The organism is Atlantibacter hermannii (assembly GCF_009907385.1).
Taxonomy (GTDB): Bacteria; Pseudomonadota; Gammaproteobacteria; order Enterobacterales; family Enterobacteriaceae; genus Atlantibacter; species Atlantibacter hermannii_A.
On record NZ_JAAATR010000056.1, the window covers coordinates 1 to 17,562 of the forward strand.

Here is a 17,562-nt window from a genome sequence, read left to right on the forward strand (position 1 = left end):
ACAAGCCTATTTTTAAAAATAATTTCTGACTGCTCACCTTTTAATCATTGCGCCGTTTTTTGCCGCGTTTTGATGGCTTCCGGCAGCTTCGCAAGGCTATCCACCACCCAATCCGCTGCTCTTTCCGCCTCTTCGGTCACCGGTTTTCCAGAACGCACCAGCACTTTAGTGCCCACGCCAGCGGCCTGTGCCGCCTGCATATCTTCCAGTTTATCGCCGATCATATAAGAAGCGGCCATATCGATGTGTAGATAGTCACGCGCAGAGATCAGCATCCCAGGTTGCGGCTTGCGGCAATCGCAGCGCTGGCGAAACTCGTCCACCGCCCCTTCCGGATGATGCGGGCAATAATAGATGCCATCCAGATCAACGCCGCGATCGGCCAGCGACCAGTCCATCCATTCGGTCAGGGTTTCAAACTGGGCTTCAGTGAACTTACCGCGAGCGATGCCGGACTGATTCGTCACCAGCACCAGCGCGAAGCCCATTTCTTTTAATTCGCGCATCGCGTCAATCACGCCATCGATAAAGTCAAACTGGTCAATCTCATGAACATAGCCGTGATCGACATTAATAGTGCCGTCACGGTCGAGGAAAATAGCGGGCAACGATTTAGCCACCGGTAGAACTCCTGCATATAAAGTAATGCGCGTAGTATCGCATGTTTCTTTCTATGAGAAACAACTCATCGCGCACAGCAGATTGATTTAGACGTCTGGATGCCTTAACATCCATTTCATGTACGGTCATCCGCCGTATCTGGCAAAACAAAATGCCACGGCTCACTCTCATACGATAATAAATAGCTAATGATCAAACTTTCGAATATCACCAAAGTGTTCCAGCAGGGGAACCGCACCATACAGGCGTTGAATAACGTCAGTCTGGACGTTCCCGCCGGGCAAATTTATGGCGTGATTGGCGCCTCCGGCGCAGGCAAAAGTACGCTGATTCGCTGCGTAAACTTACTGGAGCGCCCCACTCAGGGCAGCGTTCTGGTTGATGGACAAGATTTAACGGCGCTTTCCGAGTCGCAGTTGACCAAAGCCCGCCGCCAGATTGGCATGATTTTCCAGCACTTTAATTTGCTCTCTTCGCGCACCGTTTTTGGCAACGTTGCGCTGCCGTTAGAACTGGATAACGTTCCGCGTGAGGAAGTTAAACGCCGCGTCACTGAACTGTTGGATTTGGTTGGTCTGTCTGAGAAGCACGACGTCTACCCGGCTAACCTGTCTGGCGGTCAAAAGCAGCGTGTTGCTATTGCCCGCGCGCTGGCCAGCAATCCGAAGGTACTATTATGCGATGAAGCCACCAGCGCGCTGGATCCGGCGACTACCCGCTCTATCCTCGAACTGCTGAAAGACATTAACCGTCGTCTCGGTTTAACCATTCTGTTGATCACGCATGAAATGGATGTGGTTAAACGCATCTGTGATTGCGTCGCCGTGATCAGCAACGGTGAACTGATTGAGCAGGATACGGTGAGCGAAGTGTTTTCCCATCCGAAGACGCCGCTGGCCCAGCAGTTTATTCAGTCCACCCTACATCTGGATATTCCCGAAGATTACGCCCAGCGTTTGCAACCTACTGCGCAGGCAGACTCAGTGCCGCTGCTGCGTCTGGAATTCACCGGCCAGTCAGTGGATGCGCCGCTGCTGTCCGAAACCGCGCGTCGTTATAACGTCAATAACAACATTATTAGCGCCCAGATGGATTACGCTGGCGGAGTGAAATTCGGGATCATGCTGGCCGAAATGCACGGCACTTCCGGGGCAACGCAGGCGGCTATCGCGTATTTGCAGCAACATCATGTAAAAGTAGAGGTTCTGGGTTATGTCTGAAGCAATGATGTGGTTGCTGGTTCGCGGCGTATGGGAAACGCTGGCGATGACGTTTGTTTCCGGCTTCTTCGGCTTTGTGCTGGGCCTGCCGGCGGGCGTACTGCTGTATGTCACCCGTCCGGGTCAGATTAATGAGAACGCCAGCGTTTATCGCGTGTTGTCCGCGCTGGTGAATATCTTTCGCTCCATCCCGTTCATTATCTTACTGGTGTGGATGATTCCGTTTACCCGCGCCATTGTTGGCACATCTATCGGCCTGCAAGCGGCGATTGTTCCACTGACGGTCGGCGCTGCGCCGTTTATCGCGCGTATGGTCGAAAACGCCCTGCTGGAAATCCCGTCGGGGCTGATCGAAGCGTCGCGCGCGATGGGTGCCACGCCGATGCAGATTGTTCGCAAAGTACTGTTGCCGGAAGCGTTGCCGGGTCTGGTTAACGCCGCCACCATTACGCTGATTACCCTGGTCGGCTACTCCGCCATGGGCGGCGCGGTAGGCGCGGGCGGTCTGGGGCAGATCGGCTATCAGTACGGTTATATCGGTTATAACGCTACGGTGATGAATACAGTATTAGTATTACTGGTCGTTCTGGTGTATCTCATTCAAATCTCCGGCGATCGTATCGTCCGGGCTGTCACGCATAAGTAACGAACACAACATCTAAAGAGTAAGGAATCGCTATGTCTTTCAAATTAAAAACTTTCGCAGCAGTAGGCGCGTTGATTGGTTCTCTGGCGCTGGTTGGCTGTGGTCAGGAAGAAAAAGATCCCAACCACATCAAAGTAGGCGTGATTGTCGGTGCGGAGCAGCAGGTTGCTGAAGTCGCTCAGAAAGTCGCAAAAGAGAAATACGGTCTGGACGTTGAGCTGGTGACCTTCAACGATTACGTGCTGCCGAACGAAGCGCTGAACAAAGGCGATATCGACGCTAACGCCTTCCAGCACAAACCGTACCTCGATCAGCAGATCAAAGACCGTGGTTATAAACTGGTTTCTGTGGGCAACACCTTCGTTTACCCGATTGCCGGCTACTCTAAAAAAATCAAATCTCTGGATGAACTGCAGGAAGGGGCGCAGATCGCAGTGCCTAACGATCCGACCAACCTGGGCCGTTCCCTGCTGCTGTTACAGAAAGTGGGCCTGATCAAACTGAAAGATGGCGTGGGTCTGCTGCCGACCGTACTGGACGTGACTGAGAACCCGAAAAACCTGAAGATTGTTGAACTGGAAGCGCCGCAGCTGCCACGTTCTCTGGACGATGCGCAGATTGCTCTGGCCGTGATCAACACCACCTACGCCAGCCAGATCAACCTGACGCCGGCTAAAGATGGCATCTTCGTGGAAGACAAAGATTCCCCGTACGTGAACCTGATCGTGACGCGTGAAGACAATAAAGACGCAGAAAACGTGAAGAAATTCGTTCAGGCCTACCAGTCTGACGAAGTAAACGAAGCCGCGAATAAAACCTTTAACGGCGGCGCTGTTAAGGGCTGGTAATTCGTTTCTTCAATAAGTACCACATAAATATTCAGGACGGGCACACGCCCGTCTTGTTATTTGTTCAGGCACCTGATTCAATAACCTACGATTTAATTATGATTGAGGATAAATTATGCGTGCTTTACCGATCTGTTTGCTGGCACTCATGGTGAGCGGCTGTTCAATGATAAGCAGATCCCCTGTTGAACCTGTCAAAAGCACGGCAGCCCCGGCAAAAGCCGAGCCCGCGAAGCCGCAGGCCCCACGCCCTGCCCCCGTCAGAATTTATACCAACGCGGAAGATCTGGTCGGCAAGCCGTTCCGTGATTTAGGTGAAGTCAGCGGCGAGTCATGCCAGGCGTCGAATCAGGACTCACCGCCGAATATCCCTACCGCACGCAAACGCATGCAAATTAATGCATCAAAAATGAAAGCCAATGCCGTATTGCTGCACAGCTGTGAAGTGACCAGCGGTACGCCGGGTTGCTACCGCCAGGCCGTTTGCGTGGGTTCAGCGTTAAAAGTCTCGGCCAAATGAGTCAGTTCTGCCTCGAGCAGATAGGCGTTATTCGTTCGCCCTATAAAGAAAAATTCGCGGTCCCCCGCCAGCCGGGTCTTGTCACCAGCGGGGGCGGCGAACTGCATCTTCTCTCCCCTTACAACAACCCTGACGCAGTGCGTGGTCTGGAAGCGTTCAGCCATATCTGGGTGGTGTTTATTTTTCATCAAACCATGGAAGGCGGCTGGCATCCTACCGTGCGCCCTCCCCGGCTTGGCGGTAATGCACGGATGGGCGTGTTCGCGACCCGTTCCACTTTCCGCCCTAATCCGGTTGGCATGTCGCTGGTTTCGCTGGAAGGGATCCGCTGCCATAAAGATGAGGTGATACTGCAATTAGGCGGTCTGGATCTGGTTGACGGCACGCCGGTCATTGATATCAAACCCTATCTGCCGTTCGCCGAAGCACTGCCGGATGCCCGTGCAGGCTACGCCCAACAGGCACCCGACGCCGCGATGGCGGTCTATTTTACTGATGACGTGCAACATCAAATCCGCCAACTTGATGCGCGCTATCCTCGCCTGGAACAGTTTATCCGTGAAGTTCTGGCTCAGGATCCGCGTCCGGCCTATCGTAAAACGGAAGATCCCGGTAAAACCTACGCTGTCTGGCTGCTGGATTTCAACGTCCGCTGGCGCGTAACCGATACGGGTTGCGAAGTGTTTGCGCTCGAAGCGCGTTAATTTCGCACCCTTCTCTTTTGGCAATCCGGCCTCGCTGGTAAACTAATTCACTTTACTTAAGTCAGGCCATTTGCCTGTATCTGAACCATCTAATGGAATCGTAATAATGCGTACTAGCCAATATATGCTCTCCACTCTGAAGGAGACACCCGCCGACGCCGAGGTTATCAGCCATCAGCTGATGCTGCGCGCCGGGATGATCCGCAAGCTCGCCTCCGGGTTATATACCTGGCTGCCGACTGGCCTGCGCGTCCTGAAAAAAGTCGAAAACATCGTGCGTGAAGAGATGAATAACGCCGGTGCTATCGAGGTGTTGATGCCAGTGGTTCAGCCAGCAGACCTGTGGGAAGAGAGCGGGCGTTGGGAGCAGTACGGCCCGGAATTATTACGTTTAGTCGATCGCGGCGAGCGTCCGTTTGTCCTCGGCCCGACTCATGAAGAAGTCATCACCGATCTGATCCGTAACGAACTGAGCTCGTATAAACAGCTGCCGCTCAACTTCTTCCAGATCCAGACCAAATTCCGTGACGAAGTTCGTCCGCGTTTCGGCGTGATGCGTTCGCGCGAATTCATCATGAAAGACGCTTACTCTTTCCATACCTCGCAGGAGTCGCTGCAGGCGACGTATGACGCCATGTACGAGGCGTACAGCAAAATCTTCACCCGTATGGGTCTGGATTTCCGTCCGGTTCAGGCGGATACCGGCTCTATCGGCGGCAGCGCCTCGCACGAGTTCCAGGTGCTGGCACAGAGCGGCGAAGATGACATCATTTTCTCTGATACTTCCGATTACGCCGCCAACATCGAACTGGCTGAAGCCGTTGCGCCGAAAGCGCCGCGCGCGCCAGCGACCCAGGAAATGCATCTGGTCGATACGCCGAACGCGAAAACCATCGCCGAGCTGGTTGAGCAGCATAACCTGCCGATCGAGAAAACAGTGAAAACCCTGCTGGTGAAATCAGTAGAAGGCAGCGCTTATCCGCTGGTCGCGCTGTTAGTGCGTGGCGACCATGAGCTGAACGAAGTTAAAGCAGAGAAGCTGGCCCAGGTGGCGAGCCCGCTGACCTTCGCAACCGAAGCGGAAATCCGCGCGGTGGTCAATGCAGGCCCTGGCTCACTCGGCCCGGTGAATATGCCGATCCCGGTGGTTATCGACCGTTCCGTGGCTGCAATGAGCGATTTCGCCGCTGGCGCCAATATCGACGGCAAACACTACTTCGGCATCAACTGGGATCGCGATGTGGCGACACCGGAAGTGGCGGATATCCGCAACGTAGTGGCAGGCGATCCAAGCCCGGACGGCCAGGGCACACTGCTGATCAAGCGCGGTATCGAAGTGGGCCATATTTTCCAGTTAGGCACCAAATATTCCGAAGCGCTGAAAGCTTCCGTTCAGGGCGAAGATGGTCGCAACCAGACGCTGACCATGGGTTGCTACGGCATCGGGGTGACGCGCGTAGTGGCTGCTGCGATTGAACAGCACCACGACGAGCGCGGCATCGTATGGCCGGACGCCATCGCGCCGTTCCAGGTAGCGATCCTGCCGATGAACATGCATAAATCTTTCCGCGTTCAGGAACTGGCCGAGAAACTCTACAGCGAGCTGCGCGCGCAGGGTATTGAAGTACTGATGGACGATCGCAAAGAACGCCCGGGCGTGATGTTTGCGGATATGGAGTTGATCGGTATCCCGCACACCGTGGTGATTGGCGACCGCAACCTCGACAGCGACGAGATCGAATATAAGTATCGTCGTGAAGGCGAAAAGAAAATGATCAAGACCGGTGAGATAGTGAATTATCTGGTCAGCCAGATTAAGAAGTAAACCTGACGCCCTGCACCCGCAGGGCGTTTTTTTAGCGGCGATTACTCATCGCAATCCGCACCAGGCTTGAACGCGCCAGCGTTATCCGCCACCAGCGTTTTCTGCATTGCCCCGCTATCCGGATTAGCCTGCAACACGAAATGCGCTTCGATATGCAGCAGCACCGGTTTCATTTCCCCTTGCTGCACGGCAGCAAACCCCCGCTCCAGTTGTGCGTTATTTACCACCGGGAAACGTTTACCGGTGACGCAGTCTGTGAACACCGCTGCATCGGCCATATAAAAATACATGCCTTTCATCGCCATCGGCGTGGCGGGCAGCGTGGCGTTAGAGGGCTTAAGCGTGTAGTTCAGCTGCGATTCAATGGGGTTGCCCTCGCGATCGAGCATCTCGAGGTTTTCACCCTTCACGCGAAAATAGAGCTTTTCACCGTCAGTATCGGTGAGCACCAGCCTGTCAGCGGTCCGCGCCCATTTCCCCCATGACGCGAACTGGGTCGGCTGCGGCGCGCCCAGGTAACGCTGGTTCATCACCCAGGTACCGTCTTTCTCCAGAAACAGCGAAGTGTCGATACCTGCGCAATCGGCACAGGGCAGCAGGCCGCGAAAGCTTTGCTGCATCGCTTTGGCTTCCAGCGGCTGGACGGCCTGTAATGGCTGGCTCTCGCTGCGGTTATTACAGCCGATCAATAAAAACACCCCGCAGGCGATGGCGGCGGAGATAAGCGGAGTTTTTGACATCATATCCCTGATTTTCATTGTTATTTGCCTCAGTTAGTCTGACGTGCGGCGGATTTTCGCCCGTAGCGCTTTGGTGGTAGATTTTTGCGCTTTCGACGTCAGGCGTCTCTCTTTTGACGCACGTGTGGGTCTTGTTGCTTTTCGATGCTTTTGTTCAGCAGTAAGTTCCCGTACCAGCGCAATAAAGCGAGCAAGCGCGGCTTCGCGATTCATTTCCTGGCTGCGGTACTCCTGCGCTTTGATGATGACGATCCCTTCCGCAGTAATTAAATGGTGACTGGCTGCCAACAGACGCATTTTATAACTCTCCGGCAGGCTGGAGGCGGCGATATCGAAGCGCAAATGGATCGCCGTCGACGCCTTATTCACATGCTGTCCGCCCGCGCCCTGGGCGCGTATCGCGCTGAAGGTAACTTCATCATCGGGTATAGAAACGGTACGCGAAAAAACAATCATTCGGGCAGATGCCAGTTATCCAGAGTAATTTCCAGATTATTCTCACCTTCCGACAGCCAGATCAGTCCATCCTGCAGCGTAGCCTGTATCACCATGCTGCGCGACGCCAGGGCGCTCAGCTTCGCCAGTTGCGCATCATCCAGATACCAGATGGTCAGATTATCGTAAGTGCGGAACTTATTCTGGTTCTGCTGCCGCCAGATGTCTGCCGCCCGGCGGTTGTAGGTAAACAGCGCCACCTGGGCCGCCTGACTACAGGCTTTTTTCAGGCGTCGCTCATCCGGCAGGCCGAGCTCGATCCACAAATCGATACCCAGATAGTCGTTGCGCAACCACAATTCGGGCTCCTCTTCCGCGCTGAGTCCACGGGTAAACTGCAGGCGCTCGTCGGCGTATTTGATCCACGCCAGCAGGCGCAGCATCAAACGCTCCTCCGTTTCCGACGGATGACGCGCCAGCGTCAGGCTGGCGTCCAGAAACTGGTTTCTGTCCATGTCGGCAACATTCACGGTTGCTTTATAAATCGTTGCTTTTAAAGCCATAGGTCCCCCGAAAGACATTCGGCGGCTATTGTAGCGAAATTAGCGCGCCCGCGCCCGCCTCACCCGCCGCTTCGAACAGAATTCCCTGCTATGGCTGTTAATGCCGCCAGAGCGAGTATGGTATAGTCACCTTGCTAAACAGAGTTAATATTCGTAGGCTTAGACTTGCATCCCACGATTCAGTCTGTAGTCAGGACTCTGACAGGAGGGCATGTGGAAAAGTATTGTGAGTTAATACGCAAGCGATACGCCGAGATCGCCAGCGGTGACCTGGGATACGTTCCCGACGCGCTGGGTTGCGTATTGAAAGTATTGAATGAAATGGCTTCAGATGAAGCCCTTTCTGAGTCGGTCCGGGAAAAGGCGGCATATGCCGCCGCGAACTTACTGGTGAGCGATTATGTCAATGAATGAAACTTATCAACCCATCAATTGTGATGACTATGACAATCTCGAACTCGCCTGCCAGCATCATCTGGAATTAACGCTGGAATTGAAGAGTGGGGAAGTACTGAAGGCGCAAGCCAACGATCTGGTTTCTCGTAAAAACGTCGAATATTTGATCATCGATGAAGCCGGCACCTCACGCGAAGTTCGCCTCGACAAAATCGCCAGCTTCAGCCATCCGGAAATTGGTACCGTGGTGGTTAGCGAAGGCTAGCGCACAATTCATACAACGAGGGCAGCCTGATGGCTGCCCTTTTTTATGGCTTCTGGCTGGCGTAATACGCTGCCAGGTTATCGATATCTTCGTCAGATAAACCGCTGACATAGGCTTTCATCACTTCCGCCTGGCCACCGCTGCGCTCGCCTTTTTTATACGCGTGCAGGGAGTGCGCCAGATACTCCTCATGCTGTCCCGCCAGGTTCGGATACAGCGGAACAGAGACATTGCCCGTCGCGCCATGGCAGGACACACACATCATCGCTTTTTGCTCCCCCGCTTTCGGGTCGCCTTTGGCTAAAACCGGCAGGCTACAGGCCAGTAAGCCTACTAAAACCGCACTACGCATCGTCATTGTTATTCTCCTTTCTGCCAGTCGATATGCCAGCATGCATGATCCTGAGCCTGCCCCTGACGCGTAACGAAAATGCCTGGAGCGGCAATTAATTGCTCACCGTAAAACAGCAGCGGCGTGGTATCGCGTCGCCAGGGCGGCACGGACAGCTCCTGCCACAACTTCTTAAGGCTTCGGCTGCGCTCGCGCCCGACGATGTGCCAGTTGCCAGGCGCATGAAAGCGCACCGAAACCTGTTCATCCTGCTCTGGAGCCCGAACAGCATAGCCTGTCTGCGCCACGCGTAATATCCCTAATTCGAGTGGGAGCTTTAACGGCGCATAGGGCGACGGCCAGGCAATCACCTGTTTTCCCGGCACGGCCTGACGTGCGATCCACCATAGCTTCCCTTGATAGCGCCGCACGTCATACGCGCCGATTTGCAGGCGCGGCGCAGCGTCTTCCCGGCTCAGCGCGACTTCCTGCCAGATCCGTTCCAGCATGGCGCGCGACGGCGGCGGCGCATCCAGTTGGGTGAGCCAGCGGCGCAATAGCGCATTGCGGCGGATTTGGCTTATCTCATGCAAAGGCGCAATTGTCAGGCTACCCTCCGGCGTCACCAGCGAGGCCAGTTCGTCAGTTAACAGTTCATCCAGCAGGGCTTCCTGCTCGCCGCACAGCGCCGCGCTGCGGGCAACGCTACGGGCAAAGTGCGGCCAGCGGGCCTGAAGCAGCGGCAGAACGCGCAGGCGCAGGAAGTTACGATCGTAGCGATCGTCCTGATTGCTGTCGTCGTCGATCCACGCAAGCTGGTGCGCATTAGCATAGGCTTCAAGCGCTTCACGAGAGGTATTTAAAAGCGGGCGAACCAGAACATTATCCCCAAACGGCAGGGTTTTCGGCATCGCCGCCAGACCTGCAGGCCCGCTGCCGCGCTTGAGCGCCAGCAGCACCGTTTCGCACTGATCGTCGAGATGCTGCGCCGTGACCAGCGCCTCGTCCGGCTGGATTATCTGCGCAAAAGCGGCATAGCGCGCGGAACGAGCCTGCGCCTCAATACCCGATCCATCGTTTGGCAAGCTAACGCGAATAACCTCCAGCGGCACTGTCCAGCGCTCGCAAATCGCCTGGCAATGCGTCACCCACTCATCGGCAAAGGCGCTAATACCGTGATGAATATGCACGGCCCGCAGCTGGAGATCGTGCTGCTGGCGCAGATCCGCCAGTTGGTGCAGCAGCACGGTGGAATCCAGCCCGCCGCTGAACGCCAGCAGCACTTTGCGATAGTGACTATCCCACTGGATCATTCCTCATACAGCTCCAGCGGCAATCCATCGGGATCGTTAAAAAAGGTGAAGCGCTTATCGGTGTAAGGATCGACGCGGATCGGCTCGCAGGGAACGCCCTGCTGTTCCAGATGCGCCACCGCGTTATCCAGATCCGCCACGCTGAAGGCCAGATGGCGCAGCCCGCAGGCTTCCGGGCGGCCTGGCCGCCTGGGAGGGAACGGGAACGAAAACAGTTCGATGACGTATTGCCCGTTCAGCGCCAAATCCCCTTTCCAGGAATCCCGCGCTTCGCGATAGGTTTCGAACTGGAGAGTGAACCCCAGAATATCGCAGTAAAACGCCTTACTGCGCGCATAATCAGTCGCGATAATAGCGATGTGATGAACCTTTTTTAAACCCAGCATACATTCTCCTTGTTGGCGTTAAGCCTTCGCGCCATCGCTACTGTTTTAAAACTCTGACCCGGTAAATGCCATCTTCGCCGAGCTTCGCGCCATGAATATCGGTTTCGAAACCCGGATAATGGCGGCCAATCGAGCAAAGCATCAGCAGAAAATCGAGCACCGCGCGGCTTTCCTGCGTCACCCGCTCACCAGGCATCACCAGCGGTACGCCGGGAGGATACGGCAGGATCATGTTGGCGGAAACCCGATTAATCAGATTATCCAGCTCCACGGTTTCGATATTGCCTTTCACCTGCTGCTGATACATCTGATGCGGCGTAAGCTGCATTTCCGGCAGGACATCGAACGCCCTGAGCATCAGTTGCGGCAGGTCGTGCTGTTTGATCAGCCGATGAATGCCCTGCGCCAGATCCTGAATACGCATATTGCGGTAAAAGTCCGGATCTTCAGCATACAGATCCGGCAGCATGTTTTTCACCCGCAGGTTTAAATCGTAGGCGCGTTTGAATTCCATCAGCCCACGCAGCAGCCCCATGGCGCGGGTTTTGTCGATGCCGATGCTGAACAGAAACAGCAGATTGTACGGGCCGGTTTTCTCCACCACCACGCCGCGTTCATCGAGAAACTTCGCGACCAGCGCAGCAGGAATGCCCTCTTCCGCCATATTGCCGTGTTCATCCATGCCCGGCGTCAGGATGGTGACTTTCACCGGATCGAGGAACATATGGTTTTCATCGGCATGGGTAAAACCGTGCCAGTCTTCGCCGGGGGCAATCGGCCAGCAGTCCGCTTCTTCAATCGCCTCGGGCTGCCAGATATCGTAAAACCAGCCGTCGGCCTCTTCACGCAGCCGCTGGACTTCTTTACGGAAATGCAGCGCGCGCTCCACCGATCGGTTGATCAAGCGCTTACCCGGATTACCGCGCAGCATCGCCGCCGCGGTTTCAATGGACGCCACCAGCGGATAGCTCGGCGAGGTAGTGGTATGCATCATATAGGCTTCGTTGAAGGTTTCTTCGTCGTAGTCGCCTTTAATATGGATCAGCGCGGCCTGGGAAAAGGCCGCCAGCATTTTGTGGGTCGACTGGGTTTCGAAGATCACTTTGCCCGGCGTGCGTTCGCCGCTCATACCGCCCTTGCCGCTATAGATGGGATGAAAATGGGTATAGGGCACCCAGGCGGAATCAAAATGAATCGACGGCACCTCGAGAGTCTGTTTGATCCAGTTGGTGTTATACAGCAGGCCATCGTAGGTGGAGTTGGTGATCACCGCGTGAACCGGCCACTGGGCGTCAGGCGTCTCACGCACTTTTTGGGCGATAGCATCGCGGGAAAATTCCCGCTTCGGAATGCCGCCGAGAATGCCCAGCGCGTTACGCGTCGGCTTCATCCACAGGGGGACAATGTCGCTCATCATCAGCAGGTGGGTCAGGGATTTATGGCAGTTGCGATCCACCAGCATAGTACTGCCGGACGGCGCGGCGTACATGCCGACAACTTTATTCGAGGTAGAGGTGCCGTTGGTCACCATATAGCTTTGTTCAGCGCCAAAGGTGCGGGCCACGTACTCTTCGGCCTCCAGATGCGGGCCGGTATGGTCAAGTAGCGACCCCAGTTCGGTCACTGAAATAGACACGTCGGATTTGAGCGTGTTGCCGCCAAAGAAATCGTAAAACAGGCAGCCCACCGGGCTTTTTTGGTAAGCCGTCCCGGCCATGTGCCCCGGAGTACAGAAAGTATATTTCCCCTCGTGGACATATTTGAACAGCGCCCGGGTAAACGGCGGCGTAATGTTATCGATATATTCATCGGTGTACTGACGAATACGCTGGCCAATATCCTCAGCGGCGCCCAGACCATACTCAAAAAACCAAATCGCCATGCGCATCTCATGCGCGCTGACGTCCATGGTTGAGTGAGTATTGATAAAGGCGTACAGCGGCAGATATTCATTAAGCTGATTAATATCGCTGCACAACTCGATACCGTGCTCGTCCCAGTCGAAAACCACTCCGCAAATACGCGGGTTATGTTCAATCAGCTTCAGGAGATCGAGATTGTTCTTTGGCCAGATTAACTGAAAGCCCTGTCCTTGCAGCGCCTGTGCCAGTTCCTGCATCGGCTCGTCTTTATAGAAGACCCCCTGCGGCCCCATGATGGCAATAATATTCAACACTCACCTCCTGGCAAAAAATTCATCCTTAAGCATAGTTTACGCATCCTGTCCGCCAGGCGGCGAATAAAAAAAGGGCCGCTTACGCGACCCTTTTCAGAATGTGTGACTCGCCCATCAGGCGTAGCCATAGCTCATCAGACGCTGATAACGACGATCCAGCAGTTCATCTTTGCTCAGTACATCGAGATCCGCCAGATCTGCCAGCAGCTGCGCTTTGAGGGATCCCGCCATCGCTTCCGGATTACGGTGCGCGCCGCCCAGCGGCTCCGGGATCACGGTATCGATCAGCTTCAGCTCTTTCAGACGCGGCGCGATAATGCCCATCGCATCGGCGGCAATCGGCGCTTTGTCAGCGCTTTTCCACAGAATAGACGCGCAGCCTTCCGGCGAAATCACCGAATAGGTGCTGTATTGCAGCATATTGACTTTGTCGCCCACGCCAATCGCCAGCGCGCCGCCGGAACCGCCTTCACCGATCACGGTGCAGATGACCGGCACTTTCAGGCGCGACATTTCACGCAGGTTGCGCGCGATAGCCTCGGACTGGCCGCGCTCTTCCGCGCCCACGCCCGGATACGCGCCCGGGGTGTCGATGAAGGTGATAATCGGCATGTTAAACCGTTCAGCCATTTCCATCAGACGCAGCGCTTTGCGGTAGCCTTCCGGCGCCGGCATACCAAAGTTACGACGGATCTTCTCTTTGGTTTCGCGGCCTTTCTGGTGACCAATGACCATCACCGGCCGATCGTCGAGACGCGCAATGCCGCCGACGATAGCTTTGTCATCCGCATAGGCGCGATCGCCAGCCAGTTCGTCGAAATCGTCGAAAGCTAAACGCAGATAATCAAGGGTATAGGGGCGTTGTGGATGGCGCGCCAGCTGCGCAACCTGCCATGCCCCCAGGTCGGCGAAGATTTTACGCGTCAGTTCTACGCTTTTTTCACGCAGACGATGCACTTCTTCGTCGATGTTAATATCCAGTTTTTCATCCTGACGGCTTACTGCGGTCAGGGAATCGATTTTCGCTTCCAGCTCGGCAATCGGCTGTTCGAAATCAAGGAAATTCAGACTCATAATATTCCTGTATTAGTCAAACTCCAGTTCCACCTGCTCCGAACCTATCAGGCCACGCAGATCGTTAAGTAAACGATCGCTCGGAGAGACACGCCACGTTGCGCCAAAACGCAACCTCGCGCGCGCATCCGCCCTCTGATAGTAGAGATGTACTGGAATGGTTCCCGAACGATGGGGTTCCAGAGACTGACGGAGTCGGTTTAAAAGCTGGTCATCAATTTGCCTGTCCGTCAGCGAGATAGCAAGCCCACGCGCATACTTTTCGCGGGCGTCTGCAATGTCCATCACTTCGCGAGCGGTCATTTTAAGGCCTCCGCTGAAGTCATCAAAGCTGACCTGTCCGCTGACGATTAGGATCCGGTCTTGTTCCAGCAGATGCTGGTATTTCTCCAGCGCATCGGTGAATAACATCACCTCAAGACGCCCGGAGCGGTCATCCAGGGTACAGATGCCGATACGATTGCCGCGCTTGGTGACCATAACCCGCGAAGCAATCACAAGCCCCGCAGCCGTGATAACTTTACCACGCTCTGTCGGGTGCATATCTTTGAGACGCATGCCGCCGACATAGCGTTCGATCTCTTTCAGGTACTGGTTGATGGGGTGCCCGGTCAGGTAAAGCCCCAGGGTTTCCCGCTCGCCGTCCAGTACGGTCTGCTCAGGCCATGGCTGGCAGTTGGCGTAAGACTTTTCAATCTGTTCCGGCTCTTCCGCCAGTACGCCAAACATATCCGCCTGGCCGATGGCTTCGGCTTTCGCGTGCTGATCCGCCGCTTTTAGCGCATCGCCCAACGAGTTCATCAGCGCGGCGCGGTGCGGGCCAAGGCGGTCGAACGCGCCGGACATGATGAGCTTTTCCAGCACCCGGCGGTTGAGCTTTTTGGTATCGGTGCGCGCGCAGAGATCAAACAGCTCGCGGAAATATCCGTCTTTATTACGCGCCTCGATAATGGCCTCAATCGGCCCCTCGCCCACGCCTTTAATCGCGCCAATGCCGTAAACAATCTCCCCGTCATCATTCACGTGGAAATGATACAGCCCGGAGTTAATGTCCGGCGGCAGGATTTTTAGCCCCATGCGCCAGCACTCATCCACCAGCCCAACCACTTTGTCAGTGTTATCCATATCCGCCGTCATTACCGCCGCCATAAACTCCGCCGGGTAATGCGCCTTCAGCCAAAGCGTTTGGTAGGATACCAGAGCATAGGCCGCCGAGTGCGATTTGTTAAATCCATAACCCGCGAATTTCTCCACCAGGTCGAAGATTTTCATCGCCAGTTCGCCGTCGACGCCGTTATTTTTCGCGCCCTCTTCAAACACCGAACGCTGTTTGGCCATCTCTTCAGGCTTCTTTTTACCCATGGCGCGGCGCAGCATATCCGCGCCGCCGAGGGTATAGCCCGAGAGCACCTGGGCAATCTGCATCACCTGTTCCTGATACAGGATGATGCCGTAGGTCGGCTCCAGTACCGGTTTCAGGCTCTCATGCTGCCACTGGATATCCGGATAGGAGATCGCTTCGCGCCCATGCTTACGGTCGATAAAGTTATCAACCATGCCCGACTGTAGCGGTCCCGGTCGGAACAGCGCCACCAGTGCGATCATGTCTTCGAAGCAGTCCGGCTGCAGGCGTTTAATCAGATCCTTCATGCCGCGCGATTCAAGCTGGAATACCGCGGTGGTTTCCGAGCGTTGCAGCATATCGAAGCTTTTCTTGTCATCCAGCGGAATAGCGGCGATGTCGATAGGCTCCAGCCCCTGCTTCGCCCGCCGCGGGTTGATCATCTTCAACGCCCAGTCGATGATGGTCAGCGTACGCAGCCCCAGGAAGTCAAACTTCACCAGGCCCGCGTATTCCACGTCGTTTTTATCAAACTGGGTGACCGGGTGCTGGCCCATTTCGTCGCAGTACAGCGGGGCGAAGTCGGTAATTTTGGTTGGCGCTATCACCACGCCGCCCGCGTGCTTACCGGCGTTACGGGTGACCCCTTCCAGTTTACGCGCCATGTCGATCAGCGCCCGGACCTCTTCATCGGCCTCATAAATTTCAGGCAGCTGCGGTTCGGCTTCGAATGCCTTCGCCAGCGTCATGCCCGGATCGGGCGGCACCAGCTTGGAAATGCGGTCAACGAAGCCGTAAGGATGGCCCAGTACGCGGCCCACGTCGCGGATCACCGCTTTCGCGGCCATGGTTCCGAAGGTAATAATCTGCGAAACCGCCTCGCGCCCGTACATCTCCGCTACGTGATCGATAACCCGATCGCGCTTCTCCATACAGAAGTCGACGTCGAAGTCGGGCATCGACACACGCTCCGGGTTCAGGAAGCGTTCAAACAGCAAGTCGAATTCCAGCGGATCGAGGTCGGTGATTTTCAGGGCGTAGGCCACCAGCGAACCCGCGCCGGAGCCACGGCCTGGGCCTACCGGCACGCCGTTATCTTTCGACCACTGGATAAACTCCATCACGATCAGGAAGTAGCCCGGGAACCCCATCTGGTTGATAACCTGAAGTTCGATATCCAGACGCTCATCGTATTCCGGTCGGCGCTTCGCCCGTTCTTCCGGATCCGGGAACAAAAACGCCAGACGCTCCTCCAGCCCCTCTTTTGACTTCGCCACCAGGAAATCCTCGGTGGTCATATCGCCGGTGGGGAACTGCGGCAGGAAATACTCGCCGAGGCGTACCGTCACGTTACAGCGGCGGGCAATCTCAACGCTGTTTTCAAGCGCTTCCGGGATATCCGCGAACAGCTCGCACATTTCCTCTTCGCTGCGCATGTACTGCTGCGTCGAGTAGTTGCGCGGGCGCTTAGGGTCGTCCAGGGTAAAGCCGTCATGAATGGCAACGCGGATTTCGTGGGCATCAAAATCGCCGGCATCGATAAAGCGCACGTCGTTGGTGGCGACAACCGGCACCCCCTTCTCTTCCGCGAGCGCGACGGCGGCGTGCAGATAACGCTCTTCATCGGCGCGCCCGGTGCGGATCAGCTCCAGATAAAACCGGTCGGCAAAATGTTCCTGATAGAAGCTCAGGCACTGATCCACCAGCGCCATATTCCCGCGCAGCAAACTTTTACCGACGTCGCCATTGCGCGCGCCGGAGAGCAGGATCAGCCCGTGATTGAGCTCCGCCAGCCATTCGATGTCGATAAACGGCCCTGCCGCCCCATAGCCGCGCTGGTAAGCGCGGGAAATCAGCAGCGTCAGGTTCTGATAGCCGTCATTGTTGGCGGCCAGTACGGTAATTTCGTTCAGTTCGTCGCCCATAATCGGGTTACGGACGTTGAAATCCGCGCCGATAATCGGCTTCATGCCCGCGCCGTGTGCGCCCCCGTAAAACTTAACCAGACCACACAGGTTGGTGAAGTCGGTGATCGCCAGCGCAGGCATCCCCAGCGAGGCCGCCTTTTTCACCAGCGGTCCCGTCTTGGCAAGCCCATCGATCATGGAATAGTCACTGTGCACCCGCAGGTGTACAAAACGAGGTTCAGCCATCTCA

Annotated in this window: 18 protein-coding genes; 8 read left to right on the forward strand and 10 right to left on the reverse strand. The window is 55.7% G+C overall.

The annotated features are described in order from the left end of the window. Positions 1–44: 44 nt before the first annotated feature. The gene (gene gmhB / locus GV764_RS14795) at positions 45–620 is read right to left on the reverse strand and encodes a D-glycero-beta-D-manno-heptose 1,7-bisphosphate 7-phosphatase (RefSeq protein WP_161660804.1); all 576 of its coding nucleotides are present in this window, start codon (positions 618–620) and stop codon (positions 45–47) included. A 189-nt stretch (positions 621–809) separates the two neighbouring features. Here gmhB and metN point away from each other — a divergent pair, with 189 nt between their 5' ends. From metN to proS, 6 genes are all read left to right on the forward strand, one after another. Beyond that, positions 810–1,841 carry a methionine ABC transporter ATP-binding protein MetN gene (metN, locus tag GV764_RS14800; RefSeq protein WP_161660805.1) on the forward strand — a complete coding sequence of 344 codons (1,032 nt, stop codon included), beginning with the start codon at positions 810–812 and terminating at the stop codon, positions 1,839–1,841. Further along, on the forward strand, positions 1,834–2,487 hold the full coding sequence (locus GV764_RS14805; RefSeq protein ID WP_002437008.1) for a methionine ABC transporter permease MetI: 654 nt from the start codon (positions 1,834–1,836) through the stop codon (positions 2,485–2,487). The genes metN and GV764_RS14805 overlap by 8 nt, the downstream gene beginning before the upstream one ends. A 32-nt stretch (positions 2,488–2,519) precedes the next feature. After that, positions 2,520–3,335, forward strand: coding sequence for a methionine ABC transporter substrate-binding lipoprotein MetQ (metQ, locus tag GV764_RS14810; protein WP_125293580.1), 816 nt, complete (start codon positions 2,520–2,522; stop codon positions 3,333–3,335). Positions 3,336–3,450: 115 nt separating this feature from the next. Beyond that, on the forward strand, positions 3,451–3,855 hold the full coding sequence (gene rcsF, locus GV764_RS14815; protein WP_161660806.1) for an Rcs stress response system protein RcsF: 405 nt from the start codon (positions 3,451–3,453) through the stop codon (positions 3,853–3,855). After that, positions 3,852–4,559 carry a tRNA (N6-threonylcarbamoyladenosine(37)-N6)-methyltransferase TrmO gene (tsaA, locus tag GV764_RS14820; RefSeq protein ID WP_161660807.1) on the forward strand — a complete coding sequence of 236 codons (708 nt, stop codon included), beginning with the start codon at positions 3,852–3,854 and terminating at the stop codon, positions 4,557–4,559. The genes rcsF and tsaA overlap by 4 nt, the downstream gene beginning before the upstream one ends. 106 nt (positions 4,560–4,665) lie before the next feature. Further along, entirely contained in the window at positions 4,666–6,384 is a 1,719-nt protein-coding gene (gene proS / locus GV764_RS14825; RefSeq protein WP_161660808.1) for a proline--tRNA ligase, read from the forward strand. 41 nt (positions 6,385–6,425) lie between these two features. On the opposite strand, the gene nlpE is transcribed toward proS, so the two are convergent. Genes nlpE through GV764_RS14840 form a run of 3 tightly spaced genes read right to left on the reverse strand, consistent with a single transcriptional unit; the run spans position 6,426 to position 8,122 of the window. Then, the gene (nlpE, locus tag GV764_RS14830) at positions 6,426–7,124 is read right to left on the reverse strand and encodes an envelope stress response activation lipoprotein NlpE (protein ID WP_161660902.1); all 699 of its coding nucleotides are present in this window, start codon (positions 7,122–7,124) and stop codon (positions 6,426–6,428) included. Positions 7,125–7,157: 33 nt separating this feature from the next. Then, positions 7,158–7,580, reverse strand: coding sequence for an alternative ribosome rescue aminoacyl-tRNA hydrolase ArfB (gene arfB, locus GV764_RS14835; protein WP_125293585.1), 423 nt, complete (start codon positions 7,578–7,580; stop codon positions 7,158–7,160). Next, positions 7,577–8,122 (reverse strand): YaeQ family protein, encoded by a 546-nt coding sequence (locus tag GV764_RS14840; protein ID WP_161660809.1) that lies wholly within the window; start codon positions 8,120–8,122, stop codon positions 7,577–7,579. The genes arfB and GV764_RS14840 overlap by 4 nt, the downstream gene beginning before the upstream one ends. 213 nt (positions 8,123–8,335) lie before the next feature. Here GV764_RS14840 and GV764_RS14845 point away from each other — a divergent pair, with 213 nt between their 5' ends. Next, positions 8,336–8,536 carry a YaeP family protein gene (locus GV764_RS14845; protein WP_125293587.1) on the forward strand — a complete coding sequence of 67 codons (201 nt, stop codon included), beginning with the start codon at positions 8,336–8,338 and terminating at the stop codon, positions 8,534–8,536. After that, positions 8,523–8,783, forward strand: coding sequence for a Rho-binding antiterminator (gene rof, locus GV764_RS14850; protein ID WP_161660810.1), 261 nt, complete (start codon positions 8,523–8,525; stop codon positions 8,781–8,783). The genes GV764_RS14845 and rof overlap by 14 nt, the downstream gene beginning before the upstream one ends. Before the next feature lie 43 nt (positions 8,784–8,826). Here the strand turns inward: rof and GV764_RS14855 are convergent, their stop codons facing one another. The 6 genes from GV764_RS14855 to dnaE all read right to left on the reverse strand — a co-directional run bounded on the left by GV764_RS14855 (position 8,827) and on the right by dnaE (position 17,558). Next, complete coding sequence (locus tag GV764_RS14855) at positions 8,827–9,141, reverse strand: c-type cytochrome (protein ID WP_408938957.1); 315 nt, start codon at positions 9,139–9,141, stop codon at positions 8,827–8,829. A 2-nt stretch (positions 9,142–9,143) separates the two neighbouring features. Continuing rightward, entirely contained in the window at positions 9,144–10,427 is a 1,284-nt protein-coding gene (tilS, locus tag GV764_RS14860) for a tRNA lysidine(34) synthetase TilS (protein WP_161660811.1), read from the reverse strand. After that, positions 10,424–10,813: a VOC family protein gene (locus GV764_RS14865; protein WP_161660812.1), complete on the reverse strand. Its 390-nt coding sequence runs from the start codon at positions 10,811–10,813 to the stop codon at positions 10,424–10,426. Before GV764_RS14865 ends, tilS begins: the two co-directional genes overlap by 4 nt. A gap of 37 nt (positions 10,814–10,850) precedes the next feature. Then, a complete protein-coding gene (locus GV764_RS14870; protein ID WP_161660903.1) occupies positions 10,851–12,986 on the reverse strand; it encodes a lysine decarboxylase LdcC in 2,136 nt (711 codons plus the stop codon). A gap of 117 nt (positions 12,987–13,103) precedes the next feature. Next, entirely contained in the window at positions 13,104–14,063 is a 960-nt protein-coding gene (gene accA / locus GV764_RS14875) for an acetyl-CoA carboxylase carboxyl transferase subunit alpha (protein WP_161660813.1), read from the reverse strand. Between the two features lie 12 nt (positions 14,064–14,075). Then, positions 14,076–17,558, reverse strand: a complete 3,483-nt coding sequence (dnaE, locus tag GV764_RS14880) for a DNA polymerase III subunit alpha (protein WP_161660814.1) — start codon at positions 17,556–17,558, stop codon at positions 14,076–14,078. Between the last annotated feature and the right edge of the window lie 4 nt (positions 17,559–17,562).

Bases quoted from the DNA above. Each gene is read 5' to 3' on its own strand.
- nlpE (WP_161660902.1), bottom strand. From the start codon at position 7,124: ATGTCAAAAACTCCGCTTATCTCCGCCGCCATCGCCTGCGGGGTGTTT.
- GV764_RS14855 (WP_408938957.1), bottom strand. From the start codon at position 9,141: ATGACGATGCGTAGTGCGGTTTTAGTAGGCTTACTGGCCTGTAGCCTG.
- accA (WP_161660813.1), bottom strand. From the start codon at position 14,063: ATGAGTCTGAATTTCCTTGATTTCGAACAGCCGATTGCCGAGCTGGAA.
- tilS (WP_161660811.1), bottom strand. From the start codon at position 10,427: ATGATCCAGTGGGATAGTCACTATCGCAAAGTGCTGCTGGCGTTCAGC.
- GV764_RS14840 (WP_161660809.1), bottom strand. From the start codon at position 8,122: ATGGCTTTAAAAGCAACGATTTATAAAGCAACCGTGAATGTTGCCGAC.
- proS (WP_161660808.1), top strand. From the start codon at position 4,666: ATGCGTACTAGCCAATATATGCTCTCCACTCTGAAGGAGACACCCGCC.
- dnaE (WP_161660814.1), bottom strand. From the start codon at position 17,558: ATGGCTGAACCTCGTTTTGTACACCTGCGGGTGCACAGTGACTATTCC.
- metN (WP_161660805.1), top strand. From the start codon at position 810: ATGATCAAACTTTCGAATATCACCAAAGTGTTCCAGCAGGGGAACCGC.
- arfB (WP_125293585.1), bottom strand. From the start codon at position 7,580: ATGATTGTTTTTTCGCGTACCGTTTCTATACCCGATGATGAAGTTACC.
- rcsF (WP_161660806.1), top strand. From the start codon at position 3,451: ATGCGTGCTTTACCGATCTGTTTGCTGGCACTCATGGTGAGCGGCTGT.
- GV764_RS14865 (WP_161660812.1), bottom strand. From the start codon at position 10,813: ATGCTGGGTTTAAAAAAGGTTCATCACATCGCTATTATCGCGACTGAT.
- rof (WP_161660810.1), top strand. From the start codon at position 8,523: ATGTCAATGAATGAAACTTATCAACCCATCAATTGTGATGACTATGAC.
- GV764_RS14805 (WP_002437008.1), top strand. From the start codon at position 1,834: ATGTCTGAAGCAATGATGTGGTTGCTGGTTCGCGGCGTATGGGAAACG.
- metQ (WP_125293580.1), top strand. From the start codon at position 2,520: ATGTCTTTCAAATTAAAAACTTTCGCAGCAGTAGGCGCGTTGATTGGT.
- tsaA (WP_161660807.1), top strand. From the start codon at position 3,852: ATGAGTCAGTTCTGCCTCGAGCAGATAGGCGTTATTCGTTCGCCCTAT.